18 protein-coding genes and 1 pseudogene are annotated in these 23,642 nt (G+C 68.9%); 16 read left to right on the forward strand and 3 right to left on the reverse strand.

The genetic code is table 11. The features are described 5' to 3' along the window. Positions 1-111 precede the first annotated feature (111 nt). The 10 genes and pseudogenes from A3AG_RS0126505 (at position 112) to A3AG_RS0126545 (ending at position 15,363) form a co-directional block, all read left to right on the forward strand. Complete coding sequence (locus A3AG_RS0126505) at positions 112-831, forward strand: response regulator transcription factor (protein ID WP_018008312.1); 720 nt, start codon at positions 112-114, stop codon at positions 829-831. Then, entirely contained in the window at positions 828-2,237 is a 1,410-nt protein-coding gene (locus tag A3AG_RS0126510; RefSeq protein ID WP_018008313.1) for a sensor histidine kinase, read from the forward strand. Before A3AG_RS0126505 ends, A3AG_RS0126510 begins: the two co-directional genes overlap by 4 nt. Before the next feature lie 293 nt (positions 2,238-2,530). Next, complete coding sequence (locus tag A3AG_RS0126515; RefSeq protein ID WP_018008314.1) at positions 2,531-3,079, forward strand: fimbrial protein; 549 nt, start codon at positions 2,531-2,533, stop codon at positions 3,077-3,079. A gap of 136 nt (positions 3,080-3,215) precedes the next feature. Then, positions 3,216-3,974, forward strand: a complete 759-nt coding sequence (locus A3AG_RS0126520; protein ID WP_018008315.1) for a fimbria/pilus periplasmic chaperone — start codon at positions 3,216-3,218, stop codon at positions 3,972-3,974. Between the two features lie 157 nt (positions 3,975-4,131). Beyond that, entirely contained in the window at positions 4,132-6,495 is a 2,364-nt protein-coding gene (locus A3AG_RS32050; protein ID WP_018008316.1) for a fimbria/pilus outer membrane usher protein, read from the forward strand. A 12-nt stretch (positions 6,496-6,507) separates the two neighbouring features. Then, positions 6,508-6,714 (forward strand): annotated as a pseudogene (locus tag A3AG_RS34900) (FimD/PapC C-terminal domain-containing protein); the annotation flags it as partial. A 168-nt stretch (positions 6,715-6,882) separates the two neighbouring features. Then, positions 6,883-10,275, forward strand: a complete 3,393-nt coding sequence (locus tag A3AG_RS0126530) for an ATP-binding protein (RefSeq protein ID WP_018008318.1) — start codon at positions 6,883-6,885, stop codon at positions 10,273-10,275. A 132-nt stretch (positions 10,276-10,407) separates the two neighbouring features. After that, a complete protein-coding gene (locus A3AG_RS0126535) occupies positions 10,408-11,049 on the forward strand; it encodes a response regulator (protein ID WP_018008319.1) in 642 nt (213 codons plus the stop codon). Positions 11,050-11,296: 247 nt separating this feature from the next. Beyond that, the gene (locus tag A3AG_RS0126540) at positions 11,297-11,998 is read left to right on the forward strand and encodes a response regulator transcription factor (RefSeq protein ID WP_240619973.1); all 702 of its coding nucleotides are present in this window, start codon (positions 11,297-11,299) and stop codon (positions 11,996-11,998) included. 53 nt (positions 11,999-12,051) lie between these two features. After that, positions 12,052-15,363 carry a hybrid sensor histidine kinase/response regulator gene (locus tag A3AG_RS0126545; protein WP_026164493.1) on the forward strand — a complete coding sequence of 1,104 codons (3,312 nt, stop codon included), beginning with the start codon at positions 12,052-12,054 and terminating at the stop codon, positions 15,361-15,363. 25 nt (positions 15,364-15,388) lie between these two features. Here the strand turns inward: A3AG_RS0126545 and A3AG_RS0126550 are convergent, their stop codons facing one another. Continuing rightward, positions 15,389-16,333, reverse strand: coding sequence for a LysR family transcriptional regulator (locus tag A3AG_RS0126550; protein ID WP_240619984.1), 945 nt, complete (start codon positions 16,331-16,333; stop codon positions 15,389-15,391). 67 nt (positions 16,334-16,400) lie between these two features. Between A3AG_RS0126550 and A3AG_RS0126555 the strand changes: the two genes are divergently transcribed. Then, a complete protein-coding gene (locus tag A3AG_RS0126555) occupies positions 16,401-17,573 on the forward strand; it encodes a pyridoxal-phosphate dependent enzyme (protein ID WP_026164494.1) in 1,173 nt (390 codons plus the stop codon). Between the two features lie 25 nt (positions 17,574-17,598). After that, entirely contained in the window at positions 17,599-18,567 is a 969-nt protein-coding gene (locus tag A3AG_RS0126560; protein WP_018008324.1) for a tripartite tricarboxylate transporter substrate binding protein, read from the forward strand. 80 nt (positions 18,568-18,647) lie between these two features. On the opposite strand, the gene A3AG_RS0126565 is transcribed toward A3AG_RS0126560, so the two are convergent. Next, the gene (locus A3AG_RS0126565; protein WP_145987518.1) at positions 18,648-18,938 is read right to left on the reverse strand and encodes a hypothetical protein; all 291 of its coding nucleotides are present in this window, start codon (positions 18,936-18,938) and stop codon (positions 18,648-18,650) included. A gap of 174 nt (positions 18,939-19,112) precedes the next feature. Between A3AG_RS0126565 and A3AG_RS0126570 the strand changes: the two genes are divergently transcribed. From A3AG_RS0126570 to A3AG_RS0126585, 4 genes are all read left to right on the forward strand, one after another. After that, positions 19,113-19,757 (forward strand): DUF1326 domain-containing protein, encoded by a 645-nt coding sequence (locus tag A3AG_RS0126570; protein WP_018008326.1) that lies wholly within the window; start codon positions 19,113-19,115, stop codon positions 19,755-19,757. Beyond that, positions 19,754-20,545: a DUF2182 domain-containing protein gene (locus A3AG_RS0126575; protein WP_018008327.1), complete on the forward strand. Its 792-nt coding sequence runs from the start codon at positions 19,754-19,756 to the stop codon at positions 20,543-20,545. The genes A3AG_RS0126570 and A3AG_RS0126575 overlap by 4 nt, the downstream gene beginning before the upstream one ends. Before the next feature lie 122 nt (positions 20,546-20,667). After that, entirely contained in the window at positions 20,668-22,263 is a 1,596-nt protein-coding gene (locus tag A3AG_RS0126580; protein WP_018008328.1) for an MFS transporter, read from the forward strand. 32 nt (positions 22,264-22,295) lie between these two features. After that, positions 22,296-22,757, forward strand: coding sequence for a MarR family winged helix-turn-helix transcriptional regulator (locus A3AG_RS0126585; protein WP_018008329.1), 462 nt, complete (start codon positions 22,296-22,298; stop codon positions 22,755-22,757). A gap of 40 nt (positions 22,758-22,797) precedes the next feature. Here the strand turns inward: A3AG_RS0126585 and A3AG_RS0126590 are convergent, their stop codons facing one another. Beyond that, positions 22,798-23,463, reverse strand: a complete 666-nt coding sequence (locus A3AG_RS0126590; protein WP_018008330.1) for a response regulator — start codon at positions 23,461-23,463, stop codon at positions 22,798-22,800. Between the last annotated feature and the right edge of the window lie 179 nt (positions 23,464-23,642).

Below are 23,642 nucleotides of genomic sequence, written 5' to 3' on the forward strand. Positions count from 1 at the left end.
GATGAAAATTGCTAACCAGTCACTTTGGAAAGCTTTTGTTTTCTTGACCTTTCTTGACGGAACCGGGGGCCGGCGGCCAGCTCCTCGCCCGCCAGGGCCCCGGCAAGCTGCATGCTGATGTGCTCTCACACGCCGCCCGCGCGCGTGCTGCTGATCGACGACGACCTGGAACTGGCGCAGATGCTGCGCGAATACCTCGAGCCCGACCACTGCACCGTCACGCTCGCGCACACCCGCGAGCAGGGCGAAACCCTGCTCGCCCGCAATGACTACGACGTCGCGCTGCTGGACCTGATGCTGCCCGACGGCAACGGGCTGGAACTGCTGCGCCTGCACCGCGCGCGCTCGCAGCGCCCGGTGATCATGTTCACCGCCCATGGCGACGAGACCGACCGCGTGCTCGGGCTGGAACTCGGTGCCGACGATTACCTGAGCAAGCCCTTCAGCCCGCGCGAACTGCGCGCGCGCATGCACGCGGTGCTGCGCCGGTTCCGCTGCGCCGCGCCGGCCGCCGGCGCCAGCCCCTGGCTGGAGGCCGGCGCGCTGCGGCTGAACCTGGCCTCGGGCGAAGCCATGCACGGAGCGGCGCAGGCCACGCTGACCGGCGCCGAGCAACGCGTGCTGGAAATCCTGATGCGCTCGGCGGGCCGGGTGGTGACGCGCGAGGAAATCGGGTGCTTCGCGCTGGGACGCGCTCCCGAGCGGTACGACCGCAGCCTCGACACCCACGTCAGCGCGCTGCGCCGCAAGCTGGCGTTGGACGGCGCGTCGTCGCCGCTGCGGATCCGCAACCTGCGCGGCCAGGGCTACCTGCTGGTGCAGGTGCCGTGAACGGCTGGCGCCGCGTGCGCGCGCTGTTGCCGCTGCCGCTGTTCTGGCGCAACTTCCTGGCGTTCTGGCTGGGCATGGCCGCGATCGTCGGCATCGGCATGGCGCTGACGGTGGCGGTGGCCTGGTACCGCTTCGAGGCGCTCGACGGCCTGAGCCCCGCCGCGCTGACCGAAGACGCGCTCGCGGTGGCGCAGACCCAGGGGCGTCCCGGACTGCGGCGCTGGCTGCGGGCGATGGATTCGCATGCCTCGGCGCTGGACGTCTATATCGTCGACCACGCGCTGCACGACATGCTCGGCCGGCAGTTGCCGGCGCGGCTGCGCAACCATCTTGCCGACCGCATCGTGCCGATGTGGCGCGCGGGCATGATCGGCCATGCGGTCGCGCATGTGCCGCGGCCCGGCGCACGGGTGTCATGGTGGGACCCGCAACCGATCGCGCTGCCGGACGGCGGCGAGGTGCTGCTGCTGTTCCTGCCGTTCGATTCGTCGCGCTGGGAAGTGCTGCGGCTGTCGCCGGTGGCGCTGGCGCTTGGCCTGTTTGCGCTGGCGGTGTCGGCGCCGCTGTGCTGGGCCCTGACGCGGCACGTGACCGGCCCGCTGCAGCGCCTGCGCGAAGCGACGCAGGCGCTCGCCGACGGCGCGCTGGCCACGCGCACGCCGCCGGTGCTGGCCCGCCGCGCCGACGAGCTTGGGCAACTGGCGCGAGACTTCGACGCCATGGCCGACCAGCTGCAGCGCCTGGTGGACTGGCGCGAGCAGCTGCTGCGCAATATTGCGCATGAGCTGCGCTCGCCGCTGGGGCGGCTGCGCCTGTCGCTGGAGCTGGCGCGCCGCCGCGATGCCACGCTTGGGCTGCAGTTCGATCGCATCGAGCGCGAGACCGAGCGGCTCGATGCCCTGGTCGAGCGCACCCTGCAGCTGGCACGGCTGCATGCGATGGCGCCGGTGCGCAGTCCCATCGACCTCGCCGGACTGGTCGACGTGATCGTCGCCGATGCCCGCTTCGAGGCCGCGGCCCGCGGCGTGGCGATCCACTGGACCGCGCCGGAGGAACTGATCTTCGACGCCGAAGCCGCGGCGCTGGGAAGCGCCATCGAGAATATCCTGCGCAACGCCGTCCGCTACAACGACCCGGACGCGCCGGTGAACGTGACGTTGCAGGCCGACGCGCACGAGATCCGCCTCGATATCGTCGACGGTGGCCCCGGCGTGCCGGCCGAAGCGCTGGCAAGCCTGTTCGAGCCGTTCTACCGTGTGCGCAGCGGCCCGGGCCATCCGGCCGGCGCCGGGCTCGGGCTCAGCATCGCGCATGCGGGTATCGCCGCGCATGGCGGCACGGTATCCGCCCGCAATGCCCAGCCGCGCGGGCTGGCGGTATCGGTGCACCTGCCGCGCCTGCCCTGACGCGCGCAGCGGCGGCCCCGCAACAGGGCGGCTTGCAGGAGGCCGGCCGTTTTCCACGCGGGCCCCTGGTGGTGTCAACGCATCATGGCGTGACCTGGCCTGTCGAAGGGAAAATTCCGAACAAGATCTAAGGCTTGCCTGATTGGTGGCATTAAGCCCCATCCCTATATTCCACTTGTCCCCGGGGCGGCCGGCAACTGCACAAGCTGATTGGCGGTTGCACGCGGCACGGGGCAGGGCGGGATCCGCCGGATCCGCAAGCCATTGACCTACCAACCTCTGAATCACCCATCATGACCAATAACAAGCTTCTCGCCGCTCTGATCGTTGCCGGTACCGCCATGGGCGCGCAGTTCGCCCATGCTGCCGATGGCACCATCACTTTCAATGGCAACATCACCGCCCAGACCTGCACCATCAACGGCAATGGCACCAACTCCCACGACTTTACCGTGCAGTTGCCGACGGTCTCGACCTCGACCCTGAATGCGCCCGGCAATGTTGCTGGTCAGACGCCCTTCAACATTGCGCTGACCAACTGCACGCCGGGCAGCGGCAACGTGCATACGTTCTTCGAAGCCGGCCCGACCACCGACGCCACCACCGGCAACCTGATTCTCGACGCAGGCGGCGCCCAGAACGTGCAGATCCGCCTGCTGAACGGCGGCACCGCCAACACCCCGATCAAGGCCGGCTTCACCGATGCGGCGCAGGGCTCGAACTCTGTTCCCATCACCAACGGCGCGGCTACGCTGTGGTACTACGCGCAGTACTACGCCACCGGCCAGGCCACTGCCGGCGCCGCCAATTCCAGGGTGATGTACTCGATCGCCTACGAGTAAGCCTTTTGCCCCAGGCGCGGAGCGTGATACCGGCGCGCTCCGCGCCTTGCCTTGCCTGACGTCGCGCCGGTAAACCAATTTGGCGGCCCATCCGGCTGCCGGTTCACCCGAGCTGGCGTCCGCTGCCAGCAAGAACATGACGATCAAGTCCCTGATTTCCGCCGGCGTTGTTGCGCTGGGGCTCCTGAGTGCAGTGCAAGCGCAGGCCTCCGTGGTCATCGCCGGTACGCGGGTCATCTATCGCGCGCAGGAGAGCGAGACCACCATCAAGCTGACCAACGAAGGCAAGACGCCTGCATTGACGCAGGCGTGGATCGACAAGGGCGATCCCAAGGCCGCGCCCGCCGCCATCGAGGTGCCGTTCACCGTGACGCCGCCGGTGTCGCGCATCGACCCGGGCAAGGGCCAGACGCTGCGCATTCTCTACACCGGCGAGCCGCTGGCGCAGGACCGCGAAACCGTGTTCTGGCTCAACGTGCTGGAAATCCCGCCCAAGCCGGGCGCGGATCAGGCCGATGCCAACAAGCTGCAACTGGCCTTTCGATCGCGCATCAAGCTGTTCTTCCGTCCTGCCGGCCTGAAGGGCACGGCGGACGAGGCTCCGGCCATGATCCGCTGGCGCGTGGTCCAGTCCGGCGGCAAGCCAGCGCTGGAAGGCCGCAACCCGAGCGCGTATCACGTTTCCTTCTCCAGGATCGAACTGGTCGGGGGCGGCAAGACCGCCCGCTTTGAAGAAGGCGGCATGATCGGGCCGGGCGAAACCAGGAGCTTTGCGCTGACCGGCGACGTGGCGCAAGGCCCCGACGCCAGGGTCCGCTTCAACACCATCAACGATTACGGCGGCTCCGCACGCGGCGAAGCCGCGCTCGACAGCGGCTCCGCCCAGGCCCTTTAGCGCTGCACTTCCCGCTGAGCTTCGCGCTGAAGTTTGCGCTGAGCTAGCGCCGGGCGCCGCCCGGCGATCCTCCAGGCTGATTGCCTTCGATTGACGATGCCGCGCAGGCGGCAGGGGCAAGTCTTGCCCGCGCAGTGCCAGATATCCGGCATAGACCATGAAAACCCAGAAGACCTCGTCGTTCCCGTCGCGGCTGCGTCCGGCCAGCGCGGTGGTGTTGTCCCTGTTTGCCAGCGTGAATGCGTGGGGAGCGTCCGGCGCTTCCGCCGCTTCCGCGCTGGTTGCCGAAGTCGAGTTCAACGACACCTTCCTGCAGCAGCCGGGCGGGGTGCGCATCGACGTCAGCCGCTTCAACAAGGGCAACGTGGCCTTGCCGGGCACCTATCGCGCAGAACTCTACGTGAACGAGGTCTGGCTGGGGCGGACCGAGGCGACGCTGCGCCAGGTCGGCGACGACTCCCGCAATGTGCAGCCCTGCTTCGACCGCGCCGCGGTCGAGCGCATCGGCATCGACCTGGCGAAGCTGTCGCCGGAGGCCACGGCGAAGCTGGTGGCGGGCTGCGTGGCGCTGCCCGAGCTGGTGGCCGATGCCAGCGCCAGTTTCGACAACGGCGAGCAACGGCTCGATGTGTCGGTACCGCAGATTGCCATGTCGCGCACCGCGCGCGGTTATGTCGATCCCAAGTACTGGGACGAAGGCGTCACCGCGGCGCGGCTGCAGTACAACGCCAACGTCTACCATTCGGATGCGGGCGGGCTGTCGACCACGCAGAGCTACGTCGGGCTGAACGCCGGCTTCAACTTCGGTGGCTGGCGCTTCCGCCATGTCGGCAACCTGACCCATGGCGACCTCGAAGGCAGCCGCTACCAGAGCGTGCAGACCAGCCTGCAGCGCTCGCTGGCGCCGATCCGCAGCCAGCTGGTGATCGGCGAGGCCTATACGGACGGGGCCCTGTTCGACAGCTTCGGGTTTCGCGGCGTGCAGGTCGCCAGCGACGACCGCATGTATCCGGAATCGCAACGCGGCTATGCACCGGTGGTGCGCGGCATTGCCAACAGCAATGCCCGGGTGCAGGTGCGCCAGGGCGGCAACATCATCTACGAAACCACGGTCGCGCCAGGCGCGTTCGAGATCACCGACCTGTATCCGACCGGCTATGGCGGCGACCTGGAACTGGTGATCACCGAAGCTGACGGCAGCGTGCGCACCTCGCGCCTGCCCTTTGCCGCGGCCGTCAATGCGCTGCGTCCGGGCATCACGCGCTACAGCCTTACCGTGGGGCAGTACCGCAATGTCGCGCTCCATAGCCGGCCGATGATGATGCAGGCCACGGTCCAGCACGGCATCAGCAATATGGTGACGGGCTACGGCGGCTTTATCGTGGCGCAGGACTACACCGCGGTGCTCGGCGGCGGAGCGCTGAACACCGACCTGGGCGCCTTCGGTGCCGACATCACGCAGGCCTGGACCACCCTGGACGCCGGCAACCGCAGCGGCCAGAGCCTGCGGCTGTCTTACAGCAAGCTGGTGGCGCCGACCAACACCAACCTGACGCTGGCTGCCTACCGTTATTCCAGCAGCGGCTACCTCGGCATGGCCGATGCCATGGCGCTGCGCGACCTCGAACAGCGCGGCATGGCCGCGGGCATGTTCATGGGCGGGATCCAGCGCGGGCGGCTGCAGATGACCATCAACCAGATGCTGCCGCAGGGCTACGGCTCGTTCTACCTGACCGGATCCACGCAGAACTACTGGAACCGCAGCGGTAGCGACACCCAGTTCCAGGCGGGCTACAACAACAGCTACAAGCGCATCAACTACGGCATCTCGGCATCGCGCCAGTTCAACGTCAACGCCGGCAAATGGGATAACCGGGTGATGCTCACGGTGGGCATTCCGCTGGGCCGGGGCCAGCATGCGCCGTACTCGATGACCAGCCTGTCCCACGACTCCACTGGCGGCACCTCGCTGCAGGAATCGGTGACCGGCACGCTCGGCGATGACAACGCCTTCACCTACGGCGTCAATGCCGGCTACACCGGCGGCGGCAACAGCACCGACACCGCCATGGCCGGCGCCAACGTCGGCTATGTGTCGCCCTTCGCCACGGTCACCGCCAGCGCCAGCAAGGGGCGCAATTACTCGCAGGCCGGTTTCGGCATCAGCGGCGGCATCGTTGCCTATGCCGGCGGGGTGGCATTCACGCCGATGCCCGGCGACACCATGGCCATTGTCGAGGCCGCCGACGCCGCGGGCGCGCGCGTGGCCAATGGCAGCGGCCTGCGGGTGGACCCGTGGGGCCACGCCCTCGTGCCGAGCCTGACCCCGTTCTCCCGCAACCAGATCGAGATCGATCCCAAGGGGCTGCCCATCAGCGTGGCGCTGAAGACCACGCAGCAGAACACGGCACCCACCGCGGGCGCCATCGTGAAGATGAAGTTCGAGACCGACAACCCCGGGCGCGCCGCGATCCTGCGTGCCATGGGCCCGGATGGGGCGCCGCTGCCGTTCGGGGCCTAGGTCACGGACGCGCAGGGCCAGGCGGTCGGCACCGTGGGGCAGGGCGGACGCATCATCGTGCGCGGGCTGAAGCAGGACAGCGGCGAACTGCTGGTCAAATGGGGCAGCGATGCGAAATCCTCGTGCGCACTGCGCTATGCGCTCCCGCCGGAAACGGCGCGCCCGGCCAACGCGCTGGCGGTGCTTGACGCGGAATGCGGGGCATCGGCGGCGCGCTAAGCCGGGGATGACATCGGCCATGGTCCGCCAGCCGCCGCGACATGGCGGCGGGCCGGGAAGCGCCGCCATGTTGATGCATAATCCCTAGGCAATTCCCCAGCCATCGGGCACGGGCGAGGCCCGCTTCCCGAGCGACGTCAGGCAGGTTGCTGAGAAGGAGCTTCGCCAATGCCCAATTGGCTGTCTCGCGCAAACAGGCAGTTTCCCGGTCGCCTTCTCGCCGTCGTTGCCGCCCTGCTGATCGTGGTCATCAGCGGCTGCCTCGCCTTGTTTCTGCACAGCCGGTTCGAGCGCGTCGTCTGGGAGCAGGCATGGGCCGCGCGCCAGCACTTTGGCGCCGTGCTGGCGGCCAAGGCTACCCACGAGTACTTTATCCGGCGCATGGCCGAGATCACCGGGCCCGAATACCGGCTGGTGCGCAGCGACCGGCCCGCAACCCAGCTTGAAGCCATGCTGATGGCCGTGCCTGCGGGCAGTGCGCGCGCGGTCGAATTGCCCGGGCTGATCAATCCCGCCACCCTGTTGCGCGGCGCGCCGGTGCCGGGCGCGGACCGCTCCGCGGCGGTGTCGCACATCATCCGCTTTGCCATGTTCGAGCGCGCGTACTGGGGCACGGCGCCGCAGGGCGTGCGCTCGGTGTTTCTGATGGCGGACGGCAGCGAGGCGCTGGTGACCCCCGCGCTGCCGGCGGCGCAGCCGCTGAGCGGGCCGCTGGTTGCCGATGCCGTCAGCAACTGGGCCAAGGCGCTGGCGCGCCGGTCGCGCGAGGCGCGGGCCGCTACGCCGGCAGGCACGCCGCTGTGGGCCGGCCCCTACGCGGGCCTGATCGGTGAGGAACCGATGCTGAGCTGTTTCCTGCCCGTTCGCAACGCCACGGGAGCGCTGCTCGGCTATACCGCCACCGCCATTCCGATCCACGCCCTGATGGGCGACGTCGGCCAGTCGGGCGCCACGCAAGCGGCGCAGCGGGGATCGGGCAGGCGCGCGGTGTTGTTCGATGAGCGTGGCAAGCTGCTGTTCCAGGGCCGCGATGCCGGCTGGTTGCGCACCCAGGCCCTGAGCGAGCGGATCGCGCGCGAGCTGGCAGCCGGCGAGCTGGGCGTGGCCTTCTGGTTCGAGCAAGGCAGCCTGATGATCGGCAGCCTGGCGCGCGACCAGGGCTGGCGCGCGGTCTATGCCTACCCGCTGTCGCAAGGCCTGGCCGACCACGGGGTGGCGCTGGCGGCGGCGCTGCTGCTCTACGCGCTCGGCGTCGCCGCGGTGCTGCAAGGCGCGCATATGGTGCGGCGCCGGGTGCTGGTGCCGATGCAGCGCAACGCCGAGCGCATCGAGGACAGCGAGCGCTTCAACCGCACCGTGATGCAGGCCGCGCCGGTGGGCCTGCGCGTGGTGCGTACCGCCGACGCGCATGTGCGCGCCGAGAACGCACTGGCTGCGCAATGGCTGCCGCTCGATGCGCGCACGCAAGGCCGGCCATGGCTGGACGCGATCCTGGCGCGGCGCGGCGAAACGCCCGTGCGGCTGGAGGTGCGGGTGCCGGCGGGCGCCGATGGCGCGCGCGACGTGCTGGTGGTCGGCTGCCGTACCCGCTTCGAAGGCGAAGACGTGCTGCTGTGCGCGATCCATGACGTCACCGAAGAACGCGAGGCGCACCGCAAGCTGGCCCGCGCGCGCCAGCTTGCCGACGAGGCCGGGGCCGCCAGATTGCGCTTCCTGGCCACCATGAGCCATGAAATCCGCACGCCGTTGTACGGCATGCTGGGCACGCTGGAACTGCTGTCGCTGACCAGCCTCGCGCACAGCCAGCGCGAGATGCTGTCGACCATCCAGTCTTCGTCACAGGTGCTGCTGCAGATCCTGGACGACCTGCTTGACTACTCGCGCGCCGAAGCGGGCCAGATGCATCTGGACAGCGTGCCGTTCGATCCGGTCGACCTGCTCGAGTCGACAGTGCGGGCGCACGCGCCGATCGCGCTGCAAAAGGGGCTTGTGCTGTCGTGCTATCCGGAGCCGAGCCTGCCGTGCCTGGCCGGCGACCCGGTGCGGGTGCGCCAGATCATCGGCAACCTGCTCGGCAATGCGCTGAAGTTCACCGCCACAGGCCATGTCATCGTGCGCCTGGGGCGTGCGCCGCGCGGCGCGGGAACCGCTGTGCCGGAGGCTACCGACACGGCCGGCAGGATCACGATCCAGCTCGAGGTGGCGGACACCGGGCCGGGCATCGCGCCCGAGGTACAGGACAAGCTGTTCGAGCCCTTCGTGCAGGCCGACCCGTCCACCGCCAGGCGGTATGGCGGGACGGGCCTGGGCTTGTCGATCTGCCGGCGGCTGGCGGCGCTGATGGATGGCAGCGTTGCCGTGCACAGCGAGCCCGGCAAGGGCAGCGTGTTCCGGGTCTTGCTGCGGCTGCCGCAGGCGGGGCCGCGCGCGGCGCTGGAGCCGGTGCTGCCGCCGGTGGCCGTGCTGACCGAAGATGACGAGATCCGCAACCATGCCATCGCCGCGCTGCGCGCGACCGGCTGCGACGCGATCGCCTGCGAAGGGCCGGCGCCGCAACCCGGCATGGTGCTGTTCGTCGCCACCCGCCGTATCGCCGCCATCCCGCAGGGCTATGCCGGCGTGGTGTTCGGACGCGCCGATGGCCCGGCCGAGCCGCAGCTCGCCGGCGGCAGCTGGGTGGTCAACGCCTATCACCAGGCCGGCATCCTGCGCGCGCTGTGCCGGGCCGCTGGCATGACGCCGGCAAGCGCGTCGCCGGTGGCGACGGCAGCCGATCCCGTGCCGCAGCTGGGCCTGGAGATCCTGGTGGTCGACGACCATCCCTACAACCGGCTGTTGATGCAGCAGCAGCTCGGCCGCCTGGGCTGCCGCGCCACGCTGGCGAGCGGTGGCGAAGAAGCGCTGGCGCTGTGGCAGCAGCGCGGGTTTGATCTCGTGCTGACCGATGTCCACATGCCCGGCATGGACGGCAACGAACTCAGCCGCAGGCTGCGCGCGCAAGGGGTAAGCGTGCCGATCGTCGGGCTGACCGCGAGCATCGCGCAAGGCGAGGCGGAGCGCTGCCTGGAAGCCGGCATGGATCGATACCTGTCCAAGCCGGTCTTGCTCGGCCCCCTGGCCGAGTGCCTGCGGGCGGTGCTGCCGGCGCATGCAGCCGGGCCGGCGCAATCAGCCGACGACGAAGCCGGCTTGCCGCGGCCCCCGGACAGCGCCGCCGGCGTGGCGCTGCTGGCGCATACCATGCGCGAAGATTTCGCGGCGCTGTCCGCCGCCGCGCGCAGTGGGGAATGGAAGGCGATCCGCCATCACGCGCATCGCATGCGCGGCGCCATGGCGCTGGCCGAAGACGGCGAAGAAATCGTAGTGCTGTGCCGGGAACTCGAACTGGAGGTGGCCCAGGCGCAGGAGGCCGTGCAGGCCCATGTCGACAACCTCGCCTTGTACCTTGCAGCGTACTTTGACGGAACCGACGATCCGCCATGTCACCAGACAGGCAGCCAGAACGGCAACAAGAACAGCGGCCAGAGCGGCCTTCCCGGCGATTGGCGGAGTACTATTTAAGGAATACCTTAATTCGGGTTTTTCGGAAGACTCCTAATATTCAAGTCAGCGAAGATGACCGGTATTGAATACCGGCTCAGTTCCGGCGGCGCATCGCGCCTAGTCACGGAACCGAAAAATCAGGGGGTAAGAATGATCAAAATAATCATCGCCGATGACCACCCCGTGGTGCTGGACGGAATGAGTCGCGTGCTGGCGCTCGAGGTAGGCATGCAGGTCGTGGGCAGCGCCACCAATTCGACGCAGCTGGTGGCGTTGCTCGAAAGCACCGACTGCGACGTCATCGTCACCGATTATTCGATGCCCGGCGGGCAGTTTGGCGACGGCCTGCCGATGCTGCAGATGTTGCGGCGCCGCTATCCCACCACGCGCATCGTGGTCATGACCATGCTGGATAATCCGGCGCTGATCCGCAATATCCAGAAGGTCGGCATTTCGGTGATCCTCAACAAGACCGATCCGGTCCAGGAACTGATTCCCGCGGTGCGCGCCGCGTTCAGCGGCTTGAGCTACCAGCCGGCGTCGGTGCGCGCCATCCTCGCCGCGGGCGGGCTCGATGAGCCGTCGCGCCGCCCGCTCCTTACGCGGCGGGAACTCGAAGTGATCCGGCAATGCGCGGCCGGCGTGCCGGTCATCGAGATTGCGCGCCAGGCCAATCGCAGCAGCAAGACCATCAGCGCGCAAAAAAGCATTGCCATGAAGAAGCTGGGCCTGGCAAACGATTATGAGCTTTACGAATATGCCCGCACCAACGGCCTGCTTGGCGGCGCGTGATAATCGCGGCCGCGTGGTAGCCGCGTGGTAGCCGCGTGGTAGCCGCGTAGGAGCCGCGTAGGAGCCGCGGCTGCGTGGGCTGCCGGGTTTCCACCTTCTTTCCTCTCTCCTTCACCGCCGATTTCCGCGCGCGTGCTGACCGGTGCCGTGATTGCCGGCCTGCGCCCGACCGCGTGTGCGCTCGGCCGGCGCTGATCAGAAAATACCGCAGACATTTCAGGCTTGGCTGATTTCGAAAGCCAGGCGCATGGTCCATCCTGAGACCGGGACAACGCTGGAGCGTAAAGCGGTCATGGAAAAAATCCGGGTGATCGTCGCGGACTCGCAACCTGGCATGCGGCGATTGTTGGGCCGGCGGCTCGCGGCCAGCGCCTGCATCGAACTGGCCGGCCTGGTGGCGGACGAGCGCGGCCTGGTGCAGGCGCTGGGCCAAGGCGTTTGCGATGTGGTGGCGCTGCGGTTCCCGCTCGGCAACGACAACGATGCGCGTGCTGGCAGCTATGCCCGCCTCGGCGCGCGGCTGGCCGCGCTGGGGCGGCAACGCGTGGTCGCCATCGCCAATATCGCGGACCGCGCCGGCGTGCTGCAACTGATCAAGGATGGCTGCCGCAATGTCGTCACCGCCCGCGACCACGCCGACGAGGTCGTGAAGGCGGTGCGGATGGCACACCTGGAACTTGCCTCGGTCTCTGACATCGCCTGTGACCTGATCTGGGGCCGGCGCTGCCGCGGCCTGGGCGACTGCGACGATTGGGCAGAGCTGCTCACCACCCGCGAAAGCGAAGTGCTGCGGCTCTATCTGTCCGGCTTGTCCGTGACCGAAATCGCGGTGCGCACGGGGCGCACCGTCAAGACCATCAGTACGCAGAAGCAGAGCGTCATGCGCAAGGTCGGCGCCGACAACGACGTCGAGCTCGCCGCCTTTGCCATCCAGCGCGGCATGTTGTGAGTCGCCCCGCACAGCGCGCGCCCGGGCCGGTCGACGTGATTACGAGGTAAGCAATGAAAAGGCTGATGCCGGCCGACAGCAGCGCCGCATTGCCGTTGAGCATTCGCCAGATCCGCTATCTGGTTTATCTGTTCTCGGCCTGCGTGGTGGGCCTGACCGTACTGTCCTGGGGCGTGCTGCTCCATTACCGCCTGCGCGAGGCGATCGACCGGCAGGGCATGGTGCTGCGCGCGCAGTCCGAAGAACTCCAGTCGACGCTGCACCGGGCCGAGGCGCTGACCGTGCGCGCGCAGGGATCGTTGTCGCGGCTGTCCGATATCGGCCTGGCCGACGATGTCGCGGGCGTCCGCGACGCGCAATGGACCGAGCGCCTGCAGCGCCGCGGCGACCGGCCCTATATCGCATTGCTGGTCCCGCCCGCGAGCACCAGCCTGCCGCGCAAGGGGCTGAAGGACCTGGCCGACGTGATGACGTTCACCTTCCGCGTCAACAACCTGCAATACCGCGAGGTGCAGAACGCCTACCTGGTCGACCTGCACGCCGACCAGCTGTACGTCATCCCGCGCCGGCTCAATCCGGCGCGCATGCTGCTGCAGCGCGATGACGCGCGCCAGACCCTCTTGCGCGACACCCTGCAGCGGCTGCGCAGCGACGCGCTGCTGGCGCGCCTGCGCGCCCATCCGGGCCAGGCGGCGATGCTGCCACCGGCGCAGGACTGGGTCAGCGGCATCCGCACGGTCACCTTTGCCATCCTGGTGCAGGACGGCGGCGAGCCGGCCGCGGTGCTGGCGATGGAGTTCCCGCTGTCACCGATGCTGCCCGACGGCCAGGCCGGGGACGGCGACTTCCTGCTGCTGACCGACTCCGGCATGGTGCTGAGTGCCGACGGCATGCCGGCCGGCCCGCTCGAAGCGCCCGTCGCCGCGGCCCTCGCTGCCCCCGGTGCGCCGCCCGGCACGGTGCGATCAGCGCTGGTGCGGCACGGGCTGCTGCAGCATGAGGTGGTGCTCGAATATCCGCTCGACGCCTGGGGCTGGCGCACCGTGGCGGTGGTCGAGGTCGGCCGCGTGTGGCGGCAGTTCCGGGCGAACACCTTGTGGATGCTGGGGCTGACCGGTTCGCTGTCGCTGCTGATCTTCGCCTGGATCTGGCTGATCGACCGGCGCATCATGCGTCCGGCGCAGCGCCAGTCCCAGCGCCTGCAGGAGAGCGATGCGCTGGGCCGCTTCGTGATCGAGGTGGCGGGGGTCGGCCTGATGATCGTCGAGCGCAGCACGCGCCGGGTGCTGCTGGCCAATGCCGCGGCCCAGGCGCTGATCGACCAGGCCACGCCCGCCGGGCTGGCGCAGCTGCAGGACGCCTGCGAAGCGCGCCTGGGCAGCGGCGATGCCGGCGCCGAAGGGCCGCCGCAGGTGCTGCCTTGCTTCGACGTCGACATGGCCTGCGGCAATGGCGAGACGCGCTCCCTGGAAGTTCGCCTGGTGCAGATCACCTACGAGGTCCGCGCGGCGTTGCTGTGCGCGCTCAACGACGTCACCGAGGCGCGGCGCGGCGAGGCGCGCCTGCGCCAGGCGATCCGCGCCGCGGATGCCGCCAACCGGGCCAAGTCTGCGTTCCTGGCCACCATGAGCCATGAAATCCGCACGCCGCTCAACGGCATGCTGGGCAGCATCGAACTGCTGAGCCTGACCCGGCTAGAGCCGCGCCAGCGCGACCAGCTGGCCGTGATGCAGCACGCCTCGCAATCGCTGATCGACATCATCAACGACGTGCTCGACTTCAGCAAGATCGAGGCCGGGCAGATGTCGCTGCAGCCGCGGCCGTGCCGGCTCGACGAAGTGGTCGAGGAAGTGACCCGGGGCTTTGCCGCCGAAGCCGCGCGCAAGCACCTGCGCCTGCTGTGCGTCATCGATCCGTCGCTGTCCGAACCAGTGATGGCCGACGTGGTCAAGCTGGAGCAGATCCTGAACAACCTCGTCAGCAATGCGGTCAAGTTCACCGAACAGGGCAAGGTGATCGTCACGGCCAGGCGCATGCGGCCTGCCCAGGGCGGTGGCGCCGAAGGCGTCGAGATGCGCGTGGTCGATACCGGCGTCGGCATTGCGGCGCATGACCAGCGCCGCCTGTTCGAGCCGTTCGTGCAGGCCGAGCAGCCCGATACGCGCCACTATGGCGGCACCGGACTGGGCTTGTCGATCTGCAGGCGGCTGGTCGAGCTGATGCGCGGCGAGATCCGCGTGGTCAGCGAGCCGGGCCTGGGCAGCTGCTTTGTCGTCAGCCTGCCGCTGGCCGGCGCCTCCGGCATCCCGGCGCCCGCGGAGCCCTGGCCGCAGGCCGCGCTGCGCGGCCTGACCGTAGGCCTCAACGTCACCTTGCAGGAGCTCTATCAGGGCGTCGAGCAGCTGCTGCGGTACTACGGCGCACGCGCGGTCAGGTACGATCCCGGCGCGCCCCCGGTGACGCCGGTCGACGTGCTGGTCTGTGACGAAGACGCGCTGTCGGGCTGCCCCGATGCCGATGTGGTGATATCCGCGCTGGCGCCGATCGCGCCGGACCTGACCCAGACGCCCGTGGTGGCCTCGCCTTATGCCTGGCAGGGCCTGGTCTCGGCCATCGCGGCCGCGGCCGGCGCGGAGGTGGAGGCGGTGCCCGCGCCGGCGCCGGCTGGCGCCGAGGCGCCCGACGCGCAGCTGGCGTTGCTGCTGGTGGAAGACCATCCCATCAACCAGGTGGTGATGCGCGATCAGCTGGAAAGCCTGGGGCAATCGGTCGAGCTGGCCCAAGACGGTCCCGAGGCCCTGTCGCTGGCTTCGGGCCGGCACTACGACCTGATCCTGACCGACCTGCAGATGCCGGGCATGGATGGCTTCACGCTGGCGCGGCGCCTGCGCGAGGCGGGACATGCCATGCCCATCGTCGCCATCACGGCGAGCGTGGGACCCGATGTGTCCGAGCGCTGCCGGCACGCCGGCATCGACCGCTGCCTGACCAAGCCGGTCGGCGTGGCCACGCTGCGCGAGCTGCTCGAGGATTTCTCCGGCACGCGCCTGGCCGCGCGTACGCCGCCCGAGCGGCATGCCGGCGGCGCCGTGCTGCATGCCGATGCGCTGCGCAGCGACCAGCGCGCGCTGGCCGAGGCACTGCGCGCCGGCGATGCCGACACCTTCGTCCAGCGCCTGCATGGGCTGGCCGGCGCGCTGTCGGTGATGGGCCATCCGGTGCAAAGCCAGGCCTGTCGCTGGCTGGAACAGACCGTGCGGCGGGCCGGGCTGGGCGCCGTCGGCGCCGACTGGCAAGCGATCCACGCCGAACTGGAGCAGCTGGCGGAGCGGCTGCAGGCGCAGTGCGGCAGCCACGCCGTCTGACGCAACGGCCGCAGCCGTACGACCATTACTGCAGATCGGCCAGGCGCTGGCGGCACAGGCTGACGAACTGCTGCGCCGCGGTGGATTGGCCCAGGCTCGGATGGAAGGCCAGGATGGCGCGGAAGCGAACCGGCGCGGTCAGGGGTACGCTGCGCAGCCCGAGCGCCACATAGGTGCGGGCGACCAGCGGATTGGTGATCGCCAGGCCCGCACCGGCCAGGGCCAGCGAGCATTGCGTATGGCTGTACGGCGTCGTCGCGACGAAGCGCGGCGCGATGCCGAGCTCGGCGAAGCAAGCCTGCAGCCGGCGTTGCGCGGGATCCGCGGCGTCCAGGCCAATCAGCGGTACGTCGACGAGGTCCTCGATGCCGACCTTCGCGCGCGCCGCGAACGGGTGCGTCGCCGGCGCAACGCAGACGGCCTGCACCGCGTAGAACTCGGAAGCGATCAGGCCGCTGGTGTCCGCTTCATCGCCCATGAAGGCGATATCGAGTTCGCGCTGCAGCAAGCGCTCGCGCAGGCCGCGGGAGCTGTCGACTTCCAGCTGGCAACGAAAGCGCGGATGGCGGTGGACGAAGTCCGCCACCGCCGCCGGCATCACGCTCGACGCCATGGCGTGCAACACCCCCACGCGCAGCACCGTGTCCTCATGGGCACGCAATTGATCGATCCGGCGTTGCACGGCGTCGAGGCCGACATAGACCCGTTCGACTTCATCCATCAAGGACGCCGCCTCGGGCGTCGGCACCATGCGTCCCTTGCTGCGGTCGAACAGCCTTAGCCGCGCCGCCTTTTCAAGCTGCAACACGATCTGTGTCACGGCCGGCTGGCTGATATGCAGCGCTTCGGCGGCGCGGCGGGCCGATCCCAGGCGCATGACCATGCGGAACACCTCGACCTGGCGGGCGCTGATGCGTGCATCGGCGGCTGTCTTCATCTCTACCCTATAAGTTTTGCTTAAGTTGATCATCGGCACGCCTGCACCGCGGGGTCCTGGCCTGGCATAGACTCGAGCCACTTTCACTCCCGCCATTACCATGCGCGCCAGCGGCACTCCACCTCCGACCCAACCGCTCATCAACCCGGCAATGCAGGTGCTGCGATGCATCACCTGCGACGCCCGCCATCCGCTCGGCGACATGCCGGAAGGCTGCCCGGCCTGCGCGGCCGCCGGTCGTCCCAGCAGCCTTGAAGCGGTCTACGAGGCCGGGGCACTGGATTTTGCACCGAAAAGCGGAAGTTATACATGGGGCCATTGGCTGCCCTACCTGGACGGCGTGTCACTGGGGGAGGGCGCCACGCCATGCGTCCCGGTGCCGGCGCTGGCGTCGCTGGCCGACGTGGGGGCGGTCTGGATCAAGAACGAAGGCGCGAACCCGACCGGCTCGCACAAGGACCGCATGTCGGCGCAGGCCATCAGCCGGGCCGTCGATATCGGTGCGCGCGAGCTGGTGCTGGCCTCCAGCGGCAACGCCGCCGTCTCGGCCGCCGCCTATTGCGCCGCCGCGGGGCTGGACTGCGAAGTCGCGACCTACCAGTCCCTGCCCGCCGTGTTCGACGCGGCGTTGCGCCATTACGGCGCAAGGCGTGTGGTCTGCGATAACGGTCATGCGCGCTGGGCGCATGTGCGCCGGCGTGTCCGGGACGACGGTGCCTTCGCGCTGACCAACTACAGCGTGCCGGCGGTCGGCAGCCCGGTATTCGGGGTGGAAGGCTACCGGGCCGTCGCGCTGGAGTGGGTGGCGCAAGGGTGCCGGCCAGACCATGTCATCGTGCCCACCGCGCGCGGCGATCTGTTGTGGGGCATCTATAGCGCGCTGCGGGACCTCGTTGCGCTGGGGCACCTGCCGAAACTGCCGCGCCTCTGGGCGGTCGAGCCGTTTCCACGGCTGTCGCGGGTGCTGGCCGGGGCGTCGCAGCAGTCTGATTTTGCCGGCACGACCCTGCAGTTCTCCACGGCGGGCTCCACCGTGACCGCCCAGCAGGTCCATGCCGTCACGCGCTCGGGTGGCGGCGCGGTGGTCGTCGACGATGCGGCGGCACGCGACGGCACCCGCCATCTCGCAGCCGCGGGATTCTGGGTCGAACTGTGCGCCGGAGCGGGCCTTGCCGCGGCGCAGGCATTGCGCGCCGACGGGCGCATCGGCCGGACTGAAGCCGTGATGCTGATGCTGACCGCGCGCGGCGACCGCGATCCGGGCCAGGCATGAATTCAAACACCTTGGGGAGATACTCATGAAGCTGCGTTACCTGCTGACTGCCATCACCTGCTGCCTCGCGGCCCAAGTGCAGCCGGCGCTGGCCGCCTTTCCGGAAAAGCCGATCCGGCTGATCGTGCCCTGGGCCGCCGGCGGCAGTACCGATGCGCTGGCGCGAGCGGTCGCGCAGCGCATGAGCGAATCGATGGGCCAGCCCGTGGTGGTCGACAACCGCGCCGGTGCCTCTGGCCGCATCGGCGCCGACACGCTGGCCAAGTCGGCGCCGGACGGCTACACCCTGGGCGTGATCGAGCTGGCGCACACCGTCGCGCCGTCGGTGTTCCGCCAGATGCCGTACGACGTGTTGCGCGACTTCACGCCGGTCTCGATGCTGGGCGAGGCGCCGCTGGTGCTGTTCGCGGACAGCACGCAGTATCGCGCCGGAGAGGTCCAGCGCTTCCTGGCGGACTCGCGCAAGGCGGGGACGCCGCTGCAGCTGGCCACCAGCGGCAACGGCTCGATCAGCCATCTGGCCGCCAAGATGCTGGAAAGCCAGGCGGGGATCCCGGTCGACGCCGTGCCGTACCGCGGCTCGGCGCCGGCACTGACCGATGTCTCCGCGCAACTGGTCAAGGGCCATTTCGCGACGCTGGCAAGCGGCAGCAGCCTGCTTGGCGGCAACAAGATCTCGGCGCTGATGGTGACGGGCCCGGCGCGCGTGGCCGCGCTGCCCGGCGTGCCGACCGCCGCCGAGGCCAGGCTGCCCGGCATGCAGGTCAGCCAGTGGTGGGCCCTGGTCGCGCCGGCGCGGACCCCGACCGCGGTGGTGAGCCGGCTTGCGGACGAAGTGCGCGCGGCGCTGGCGAGTCCGCAGACCAAAGCCCGGCTCGACAGCCAGGGCATCGATCTCAAGGCGTCGACCCCCGCCCAGCTCGGCGACCGGCTGCGCGCGGAGGTGGACCGCTGGGGGAATCTGGTGAAGCAGGCGGGTATTCAACCTGAATAGCAAGAGCCTGGCGCGACGGGCAAGCGCATGCGAATCCGGTGGTAGTCGTAATACGCCACGCACATCGGCTGGGCCTGGCGTCACGCCCGGTCCGCCCGGCTCAGGCGACAGACGCGCACGCTGTGGATCGCCAGCGCCAGCGGGAACAGCAGTACCGCCACCGAGGCGGCGAACCAGACGAAATCGGCGCCGATGGTCGGCCGGCATTGTTCCAGGTACGCCGCCGAAGCGCCGCCCGCCATTGCCGCGGCGACGAAGAGGCCGGACACCAGCAGCGCCGGCGCACCGACCAGCAAGGCGCTGGCGCACAGCCAGACCAGGACCCAGCACAGCTTGTACCACCACAGGCACTTCCGCATCGCTGCAGGCATGGCGACCTCCGTTTGCGGCGATGGTACATCACATGGTTGTGGGTAGGCGAACGCACGTGCCGGCGCAGAGCCCGTCTTGACTTCCCCTTGCTGCACACTAGATTCAAGCCAGGCTGCCCATCGTGCGGGGACGATAAGCAGGCGCTCAAGACGTCAAGCGCAAGGAGGACTGCCATGACCCCCTGGGAAATCCAAGGCACCGAGCTGATCAACTGCAATTGCTCGTACGGTTGCCCATGCCAATTCAACGCGGTGCCAAGCAAGGGCTTCTGCGAAGCCATGGGCGCGATCTCGATCAGCGACGGCTACTACGGCGACGTGCGACTCGACGGCCTCAACATCGCAGTGGTGTTCCAGTGGCCCGGCCCGATCCACGAAGGGCGGGGAAAGTGCCAGCCGATCGTCGACGAACGGGCCACCCCGGCGCAGCGCGAAGCCCTCCTGAAGATCATGTCCGGGCAGGACACCGAGCCGTTCGCGACCATGTTCGCGGTATTCGCGTCGACGCTCGAGCAGGTCTTCGATCCGATCTACACGAAGATCGACTTCGACGTCGATGTCGATGCCCGCCGCGGCCGCATCCATGTCGAAGGCGTGTTCGACACCGTCGGCGAACCGATCCGCAACCCGGTAACGGGCGTCGATCATCGGGTCCGCATCGATCTGCCGCACGGCTTCGAGTACGAGCTTGCCGAGATCGGCTCCGGTACCAGCCGCTCGCAAGGCAATATCGCCCTCGAGCTCAACGGCACCTACGCGCAATTCGCACGATTGCACATGAACAACAAGGGACTGATCCGGCATCGCACTGCCGCATGAGCCGTCTCGAAAACGTCCTCGGACGCGAGCGCGCCATCACGTCGCTCGGCCTCGTCGTCATTGTCGCGTTGTCGTGGGGCTACCTGTGGACGGGGGCGGGCACCGGCATGTCCGCGCTCGACATGACGGCTGTCACGCTGTTTCCGCATCGGTTGCCGGGTGGCATCGCAGGCATGGACACGCCGCTGTCCCTCGTTATCCTGATGTGGTGGGTGATGATGATCGCCATGATGACGCCCAGCGCGGCGCCCGTCGTCCTGCTGTATCGGCGGGTATTGCGGCATCACGGCACCGCCGCGGGCGGGTCCGCGGCCACGTCGATGCTTCTGCTGGCCGGCTATCTCACCGCATGGCTCGGGTTCGCCGTCGGCGCGGCATCGCTGCAGCTGGCGCTGCAGCCGAGCGGGCTCATTTCGGCCATGATGCTGTGGTCGAAGAGTGCCCTCCTTTCCGCTGGCGTGCTGCTGGCGGCGGGCGTCTATCAGTTTTCGCCGCTCAAGCGCGCCTGCCTGGCACAGTGCCGCGCGCCCGCCGCATTCCTGGTCGCGCATTGGCGTCCTGGCGCCGCCGGCAGCTTCCTGCTCGGCCTGCGCCACGGCGCCTACTGCGTGGGCTGCTGCTGGCTGCTGATGGCGCTGCTGTTCGTCGGCGGCATCATGAACATCGTCTGGATCGCCGCGCTCTCGCTGATGGTCTTCGTTGAAAAGGTCCTGCCGGGCGGTGAGCGGGCGGGCCGCGTGCTGGGGGTCCTGTTGATCCTCTGGGCGGGCGCCACCCTGTTGGTGTAGTCGGGCTTCCGTCAACTCCCGGCTGGGCACGCCGACATGACTCCCGTGCCGAATACGGCAAGGCAAGGCGGCGGAAGTTGCCCTATAATTCTTGACAATGCAACGATTGATCGAGCAATAAAATGACCCCCGAACCACAAAGTTCGCAGCCTGCCGGCCAGGTCCTGCCGTTTCGCGAATCGCTGCTGGCCATGCTGGGCGTGGCCTTCGTGGTGATGCTGGTGGCGCTGGACCAGACCGTGGTCGGCACGGCCCTGCCCACGGTGGTGGCGGAGCTGCAGGGGTTCGAGTACTACGCCTGGGTCGCCACGGCCTACCTGCTGACCTCGGTGATCACGGTGCCGGTGTTCGGCCGCCTGGGGGACTACTACGGCCGCAAGCCGTTCGTGCTGGCCTCGATCGTGGTGTTCTCTGTCGCCTCGGCGCTGTGCGGCATGGCGCCGAACATGCCGTTCCTGGTGGCGGCGCGCGCGCTGCAGGGCATCGGCGGCGGCATGCTGGTCGGTACGGCCTTTGCCTGCATTGCCGACCTGTTTCCGGATTCGCACGTGCGGCTGCGCTGGCAGGTGATGCTCAGCGCGGCGTTCGGCATTGCCAACGCGGTCGGTCCGTCGCTGGGCGGCCTGCTGACGGAGTGGTATGGCTGGCGCGCGGTGTTCTACGTCAACCTGCCGGTGGGCGTGCTGGGGCTGTGGTTTGCCTGGCGCTACCTGCCGCATCTGCGCCAGCAGGCGCACCGCGGGTCGATCCGCGTCGACTGGCTGGGGGCGCTGCTGATCGCGGCGGGGCTCGGCAGCTTGCAGATGAGCGTGGAATTGCTGCCGGCGCGCGGCCTCGACGCCTATACCGCGGGCCTGCTCGTGCTGGCGGCGGTGGCGCTGGTGGCGCTCTGGCAGTGGGAGCGGCGCTGCGCCAATCCGATCCTGCCCGTCGAAATGTTCCGCGATCCGGGGCTGGCGCCGCTGTTCAAGCTTTCGGTGTTCGCGGGTTTCACCATGTTTGCGCTGCTGCTGTATGCGCCGCTGCTGTTCCAGGGCGGCTTCGGCTATTCGCCGAAGCAGGCCGGGGTATTGATCACGCCGCTGGTGGTCTGCATCACCGTCGGCAGCATCCTGAACGGCCGCATCGTGACCCGCATACGCCGGCCGAACACCATGCTCTATGCCGGCTTCGGCATGCTGGCGCTGTCGTGCCTGGGGCTGTCGCAGGCCACCCGCGGCATGCCGCATGGCGTGCTGATGGCCATCATGCTGGTCGGCGGCCTCGGCCTTGGCTTTATCATGCCCAACCTGACGGTGTTCGCCCAGCAGACCGCCGGGCGCGAGCACCTTGGCATTGCCACGGCCATGCTGCAGTCGCTGCGCATGGTGGGCGGCATGGTTGGCACCGCGATCGTGGGCACGCTGGTGACGCGCAGCTATACCGGCGGCGTCGAACAGGCGCTGTCCGGCGCCAATGCCACCCAGTGGGCATCCCGCATGGCGGACCCGCAGGTGCTGATCGACAAGGCGTCGCAGCTGGCGCTGCTCGGCCAGCTGGAGCAGGCCGGGCACAATGGCGCCTTGCTGCTGGAGCAGGCGCGCGTGTCGCTGGTGGGGTCCATCCACCTCGGACTGGTGGTGGCGGGAGCGGCGGCCGCGCTGGGCGTGTGGTGCGCGCGCCAGGTGCCGTCGATCAGGCTGGCCCGCAGCCCCGCGCCGGCGATGGCCGCGGACTGATGCCAGGCGGCAACTTACCCTGAGGAGAATGGATGGAACTGGAGCGACAGAGCGTGGCCGTATTGCAGCAGTTCGGCCGAACCTACCGCGCCTATGCGGGGGCGTTCGAGCAGCGCATGGGACTGCCCTTGCCGCGCTGGCGCATCTTGCATGCGCTGCATCACCAGGAGGGCGCCATCGGCCAGAAGGCGCTGGCCGACCTGGTCGTCATGGACCCCGGTGCGCTGACGCGCCAGCTCAAGGCCATGCAGGAACTGGGCTGGGTCGAGCGCAGCACGTCCGAGCGCGACAACCGCGTGACCCATGTCACGCTGTCGCCGGCCGGGCGCGAGGTGGTGGCGCGCGCCATGCCGCTGCGCTCGGCCTTTCTCGAGGACGTGCTGTCCGAGGTCTCGCCCACGACCATGCGCGAACTGTCGCGCGGCCTGGCGCGCCTCGAGGCAGGCATTGCCCACGCACAGGCCCGCGCGGCGGCGCAGGCCGACGCGGCCTGAAGCCAGCGGCACCGTCCGCGGCGCGGCGGCGCTCAGCGGTTCAGCCGCTCAGCAGCAGGCCATTGAGCGCGGCAAACTCGAACAGCTCGCGGTCGTTGGTGACGCCGAGCTTCTGCATGGCGCAGTTCTTCTGCCGGCTGATGGTCTTGACGCTGCGGCACAGCTGGATGGCGATCTCGCTGACCGAGCGCCCGGTCAGGTATAGCCGCAATACCTCCATTTCACGGCGCGACAGGCGTTCCGCGCCGGCCCGGCCCGCGCCCACCAGGCTGCCCGGGTCAGCCTGCGACAGCACTTCCATAGCGGACTTGCCGATGTAATGGAAGCCGCGCTGGATGCGGTACACCACCGTGACCAGTTCGGTCAGCGGGGCGTCCTTGAGCACCAGTCCGTGTACCTGGGTGTCGAGGATCGAGCGCAGCACCAGCGGGTTGGTGATCATGGTCAGCACGATCACGGCCAGCGACGGATGCCGCCGCCGCAGGCTCGCCAGCAGCCGCAGTCCGTCGCTGTTGCGTTCGCCCTGCGCGGGCATGTGGTAATCCGTGATGACGACGTCGGGGCGCAGGCTGTCGATGCTGTTGAGCAGCGCCGTCGCGCTGGTCACGCTGCCGCAGACTTCCCAGCCGGTCTGGGTGTGCAAGCGGTCGGCGACGGCTGCCGAGACCAGTGGGTGGTCGTCGGCAAGCAGGATCCTGAATGCCATCGGGTTGCTCCTCGATTCTGGTTCACGCGGCGCAGCCTTCGGCAAACGTCAAGAAAACGCCGCACGCCTCGGCGACGTGCGGCGCAAAAATGACGCCAGACAGGGAGGCGCCGGACAACTGCTCGCATTGCCGCGGGTCCGGGCCAAACGGGAGACGGCCGGACTGCGGCACTGCCATG

Source organism: Cupriavidus neocaledonicus, assembly GCF_000372525.1.
GTDB lineage: Bacteria > Pseudomonadota > Gammaproteobacteria > Burkholderiales > Burkholderiaceae > Cupriavidus > Cupriavidus neocaledonicus.

Excerpts from the sequence above, each read along its gene's own strand:
- A3AG_RS0126535 (WP_018008319.1), top strand. The coding sequence starts at position 10,408 with ATGATCAAAATAATCATCGCCGATGACCACCCCGTGGTGCTGGACGGA.
- A3AG_RS0126580 (WP_018008328.1), top strand. The coding sequence starts at position 20,668 with ATGACCCCCGAACCACAAAGTTCGCAGCCTGCCGGCCAGGTCCTGCCG.
- A3AG_RS0126545 (WP_026164493.1), top strand. The coding sequence starts at position 12,052 with ATGAAAAGGCTGATGCCGGCCGACAGCAGCGCCGCATTGCCGTTGAGC.
- A3AG_RS0126590 (WP_018008330.1), bottom strand. The coding sequence starts at position 23,463 with ATGGCATTCAGGATCCTGCTTGCCGACGACCACCCACTGGTCTCGGCA.
- A3AG_RS0126515 (WP_018008314.1), top strand. The coding sequence starts at position 2,531 with ATGACCAATAACAAGCTTCTCGCCGCTCTGATCGTTGCCGGTACCGCC.
- A3AG_RS0126530 (WP_018008318.1), top strand. The coding sequence starts at position 6,883 with ATGCCCAATTGGCTGTCTCGCGCAAACAGGCAGTTTCCCGGTCGCCTT.
- A3AG_RS0126505 (WP_018008312.1), top strand. The coding sequence starts at position 112 with ATGCTGATGTGCTCTCACACGCCGCCCGCGCGCGTGCTGCTGATCGAC.
- A3AG_RS0126575 (WP_018008327.1), top strand. The coding sequence starts at position 19,754 with ATGAGCCGTCTCGAAAACGTCCTCGGACGCGAGCGCGCCATCACGTCG.
- A3AG_RS32050 (WP_018008316.1), top strand. The coding sequence starts at position 4,132 with ATGAAAACCCAGAAGACCTCGTCGTTCCCGTCGCGGCTGCGTCCGGCC.
- A3AG_RS0126555 (WP_026164494.1), top strand. The coding sequence starts at position 16,401 with ATGCGCGCCAGCGGCACTCCACCTCCGACCCAACCGCTCATCAACCCG.
- A3AG_RS0126565 (WP_145987518.1), bottom strand. The coding sequence starts at position 18,938 with ATGCCTGCAGCGATGCGGAAGTGCCTGTGGTGGTACAAGCTGTGCTGG.
- A3AG_RS0126560 (WP_018008324.1), top strand. The coding sequence starts at position 17,599 with ATGAAGCTGCGTTACCTGCTGACTGCCATCACCTGCTGCCTCGCGGCC.
- A3AG_RS0126540 (WP_240619973.1), top strand. The coding sequence starts at position 11,297 with ATGGTCCATCCTGAGACCGGGACAACGCTGGAGCGTAAAGCGGTCATG.
- A3AG_RS0126520 (WP_018008315.1), top strand. The coding sequence starts at position 3,216 with ATGACGATCAAGTCCCTGATTTCCGCCGGCGTTGTTGCGCTGGGGCTC.
- A3AG_RS0126585 (WP_018008329.1), top strand. The coding sequence starts at position 22,296 with ATGGAACTGGAGCGACAGAGCGTGGCCGTATTGCAGCAGTTCGGCCGA.
- A3AG_RS0126550 (WP_240619984.1), bottom strand. The coding sequence starts at position 16,333 with ATGATCAACTTAAGCAAAACTTATAGGGTAGAGATGAAGACAGCCGCC.
- A3AG_RS0126570 (WP_018008326.1), top strand. The coding sequence starts at position 19,113 with ATGACCCCCTGGGAAATCCAAGGCACCGAGCTGATCAACTGCAATTGC.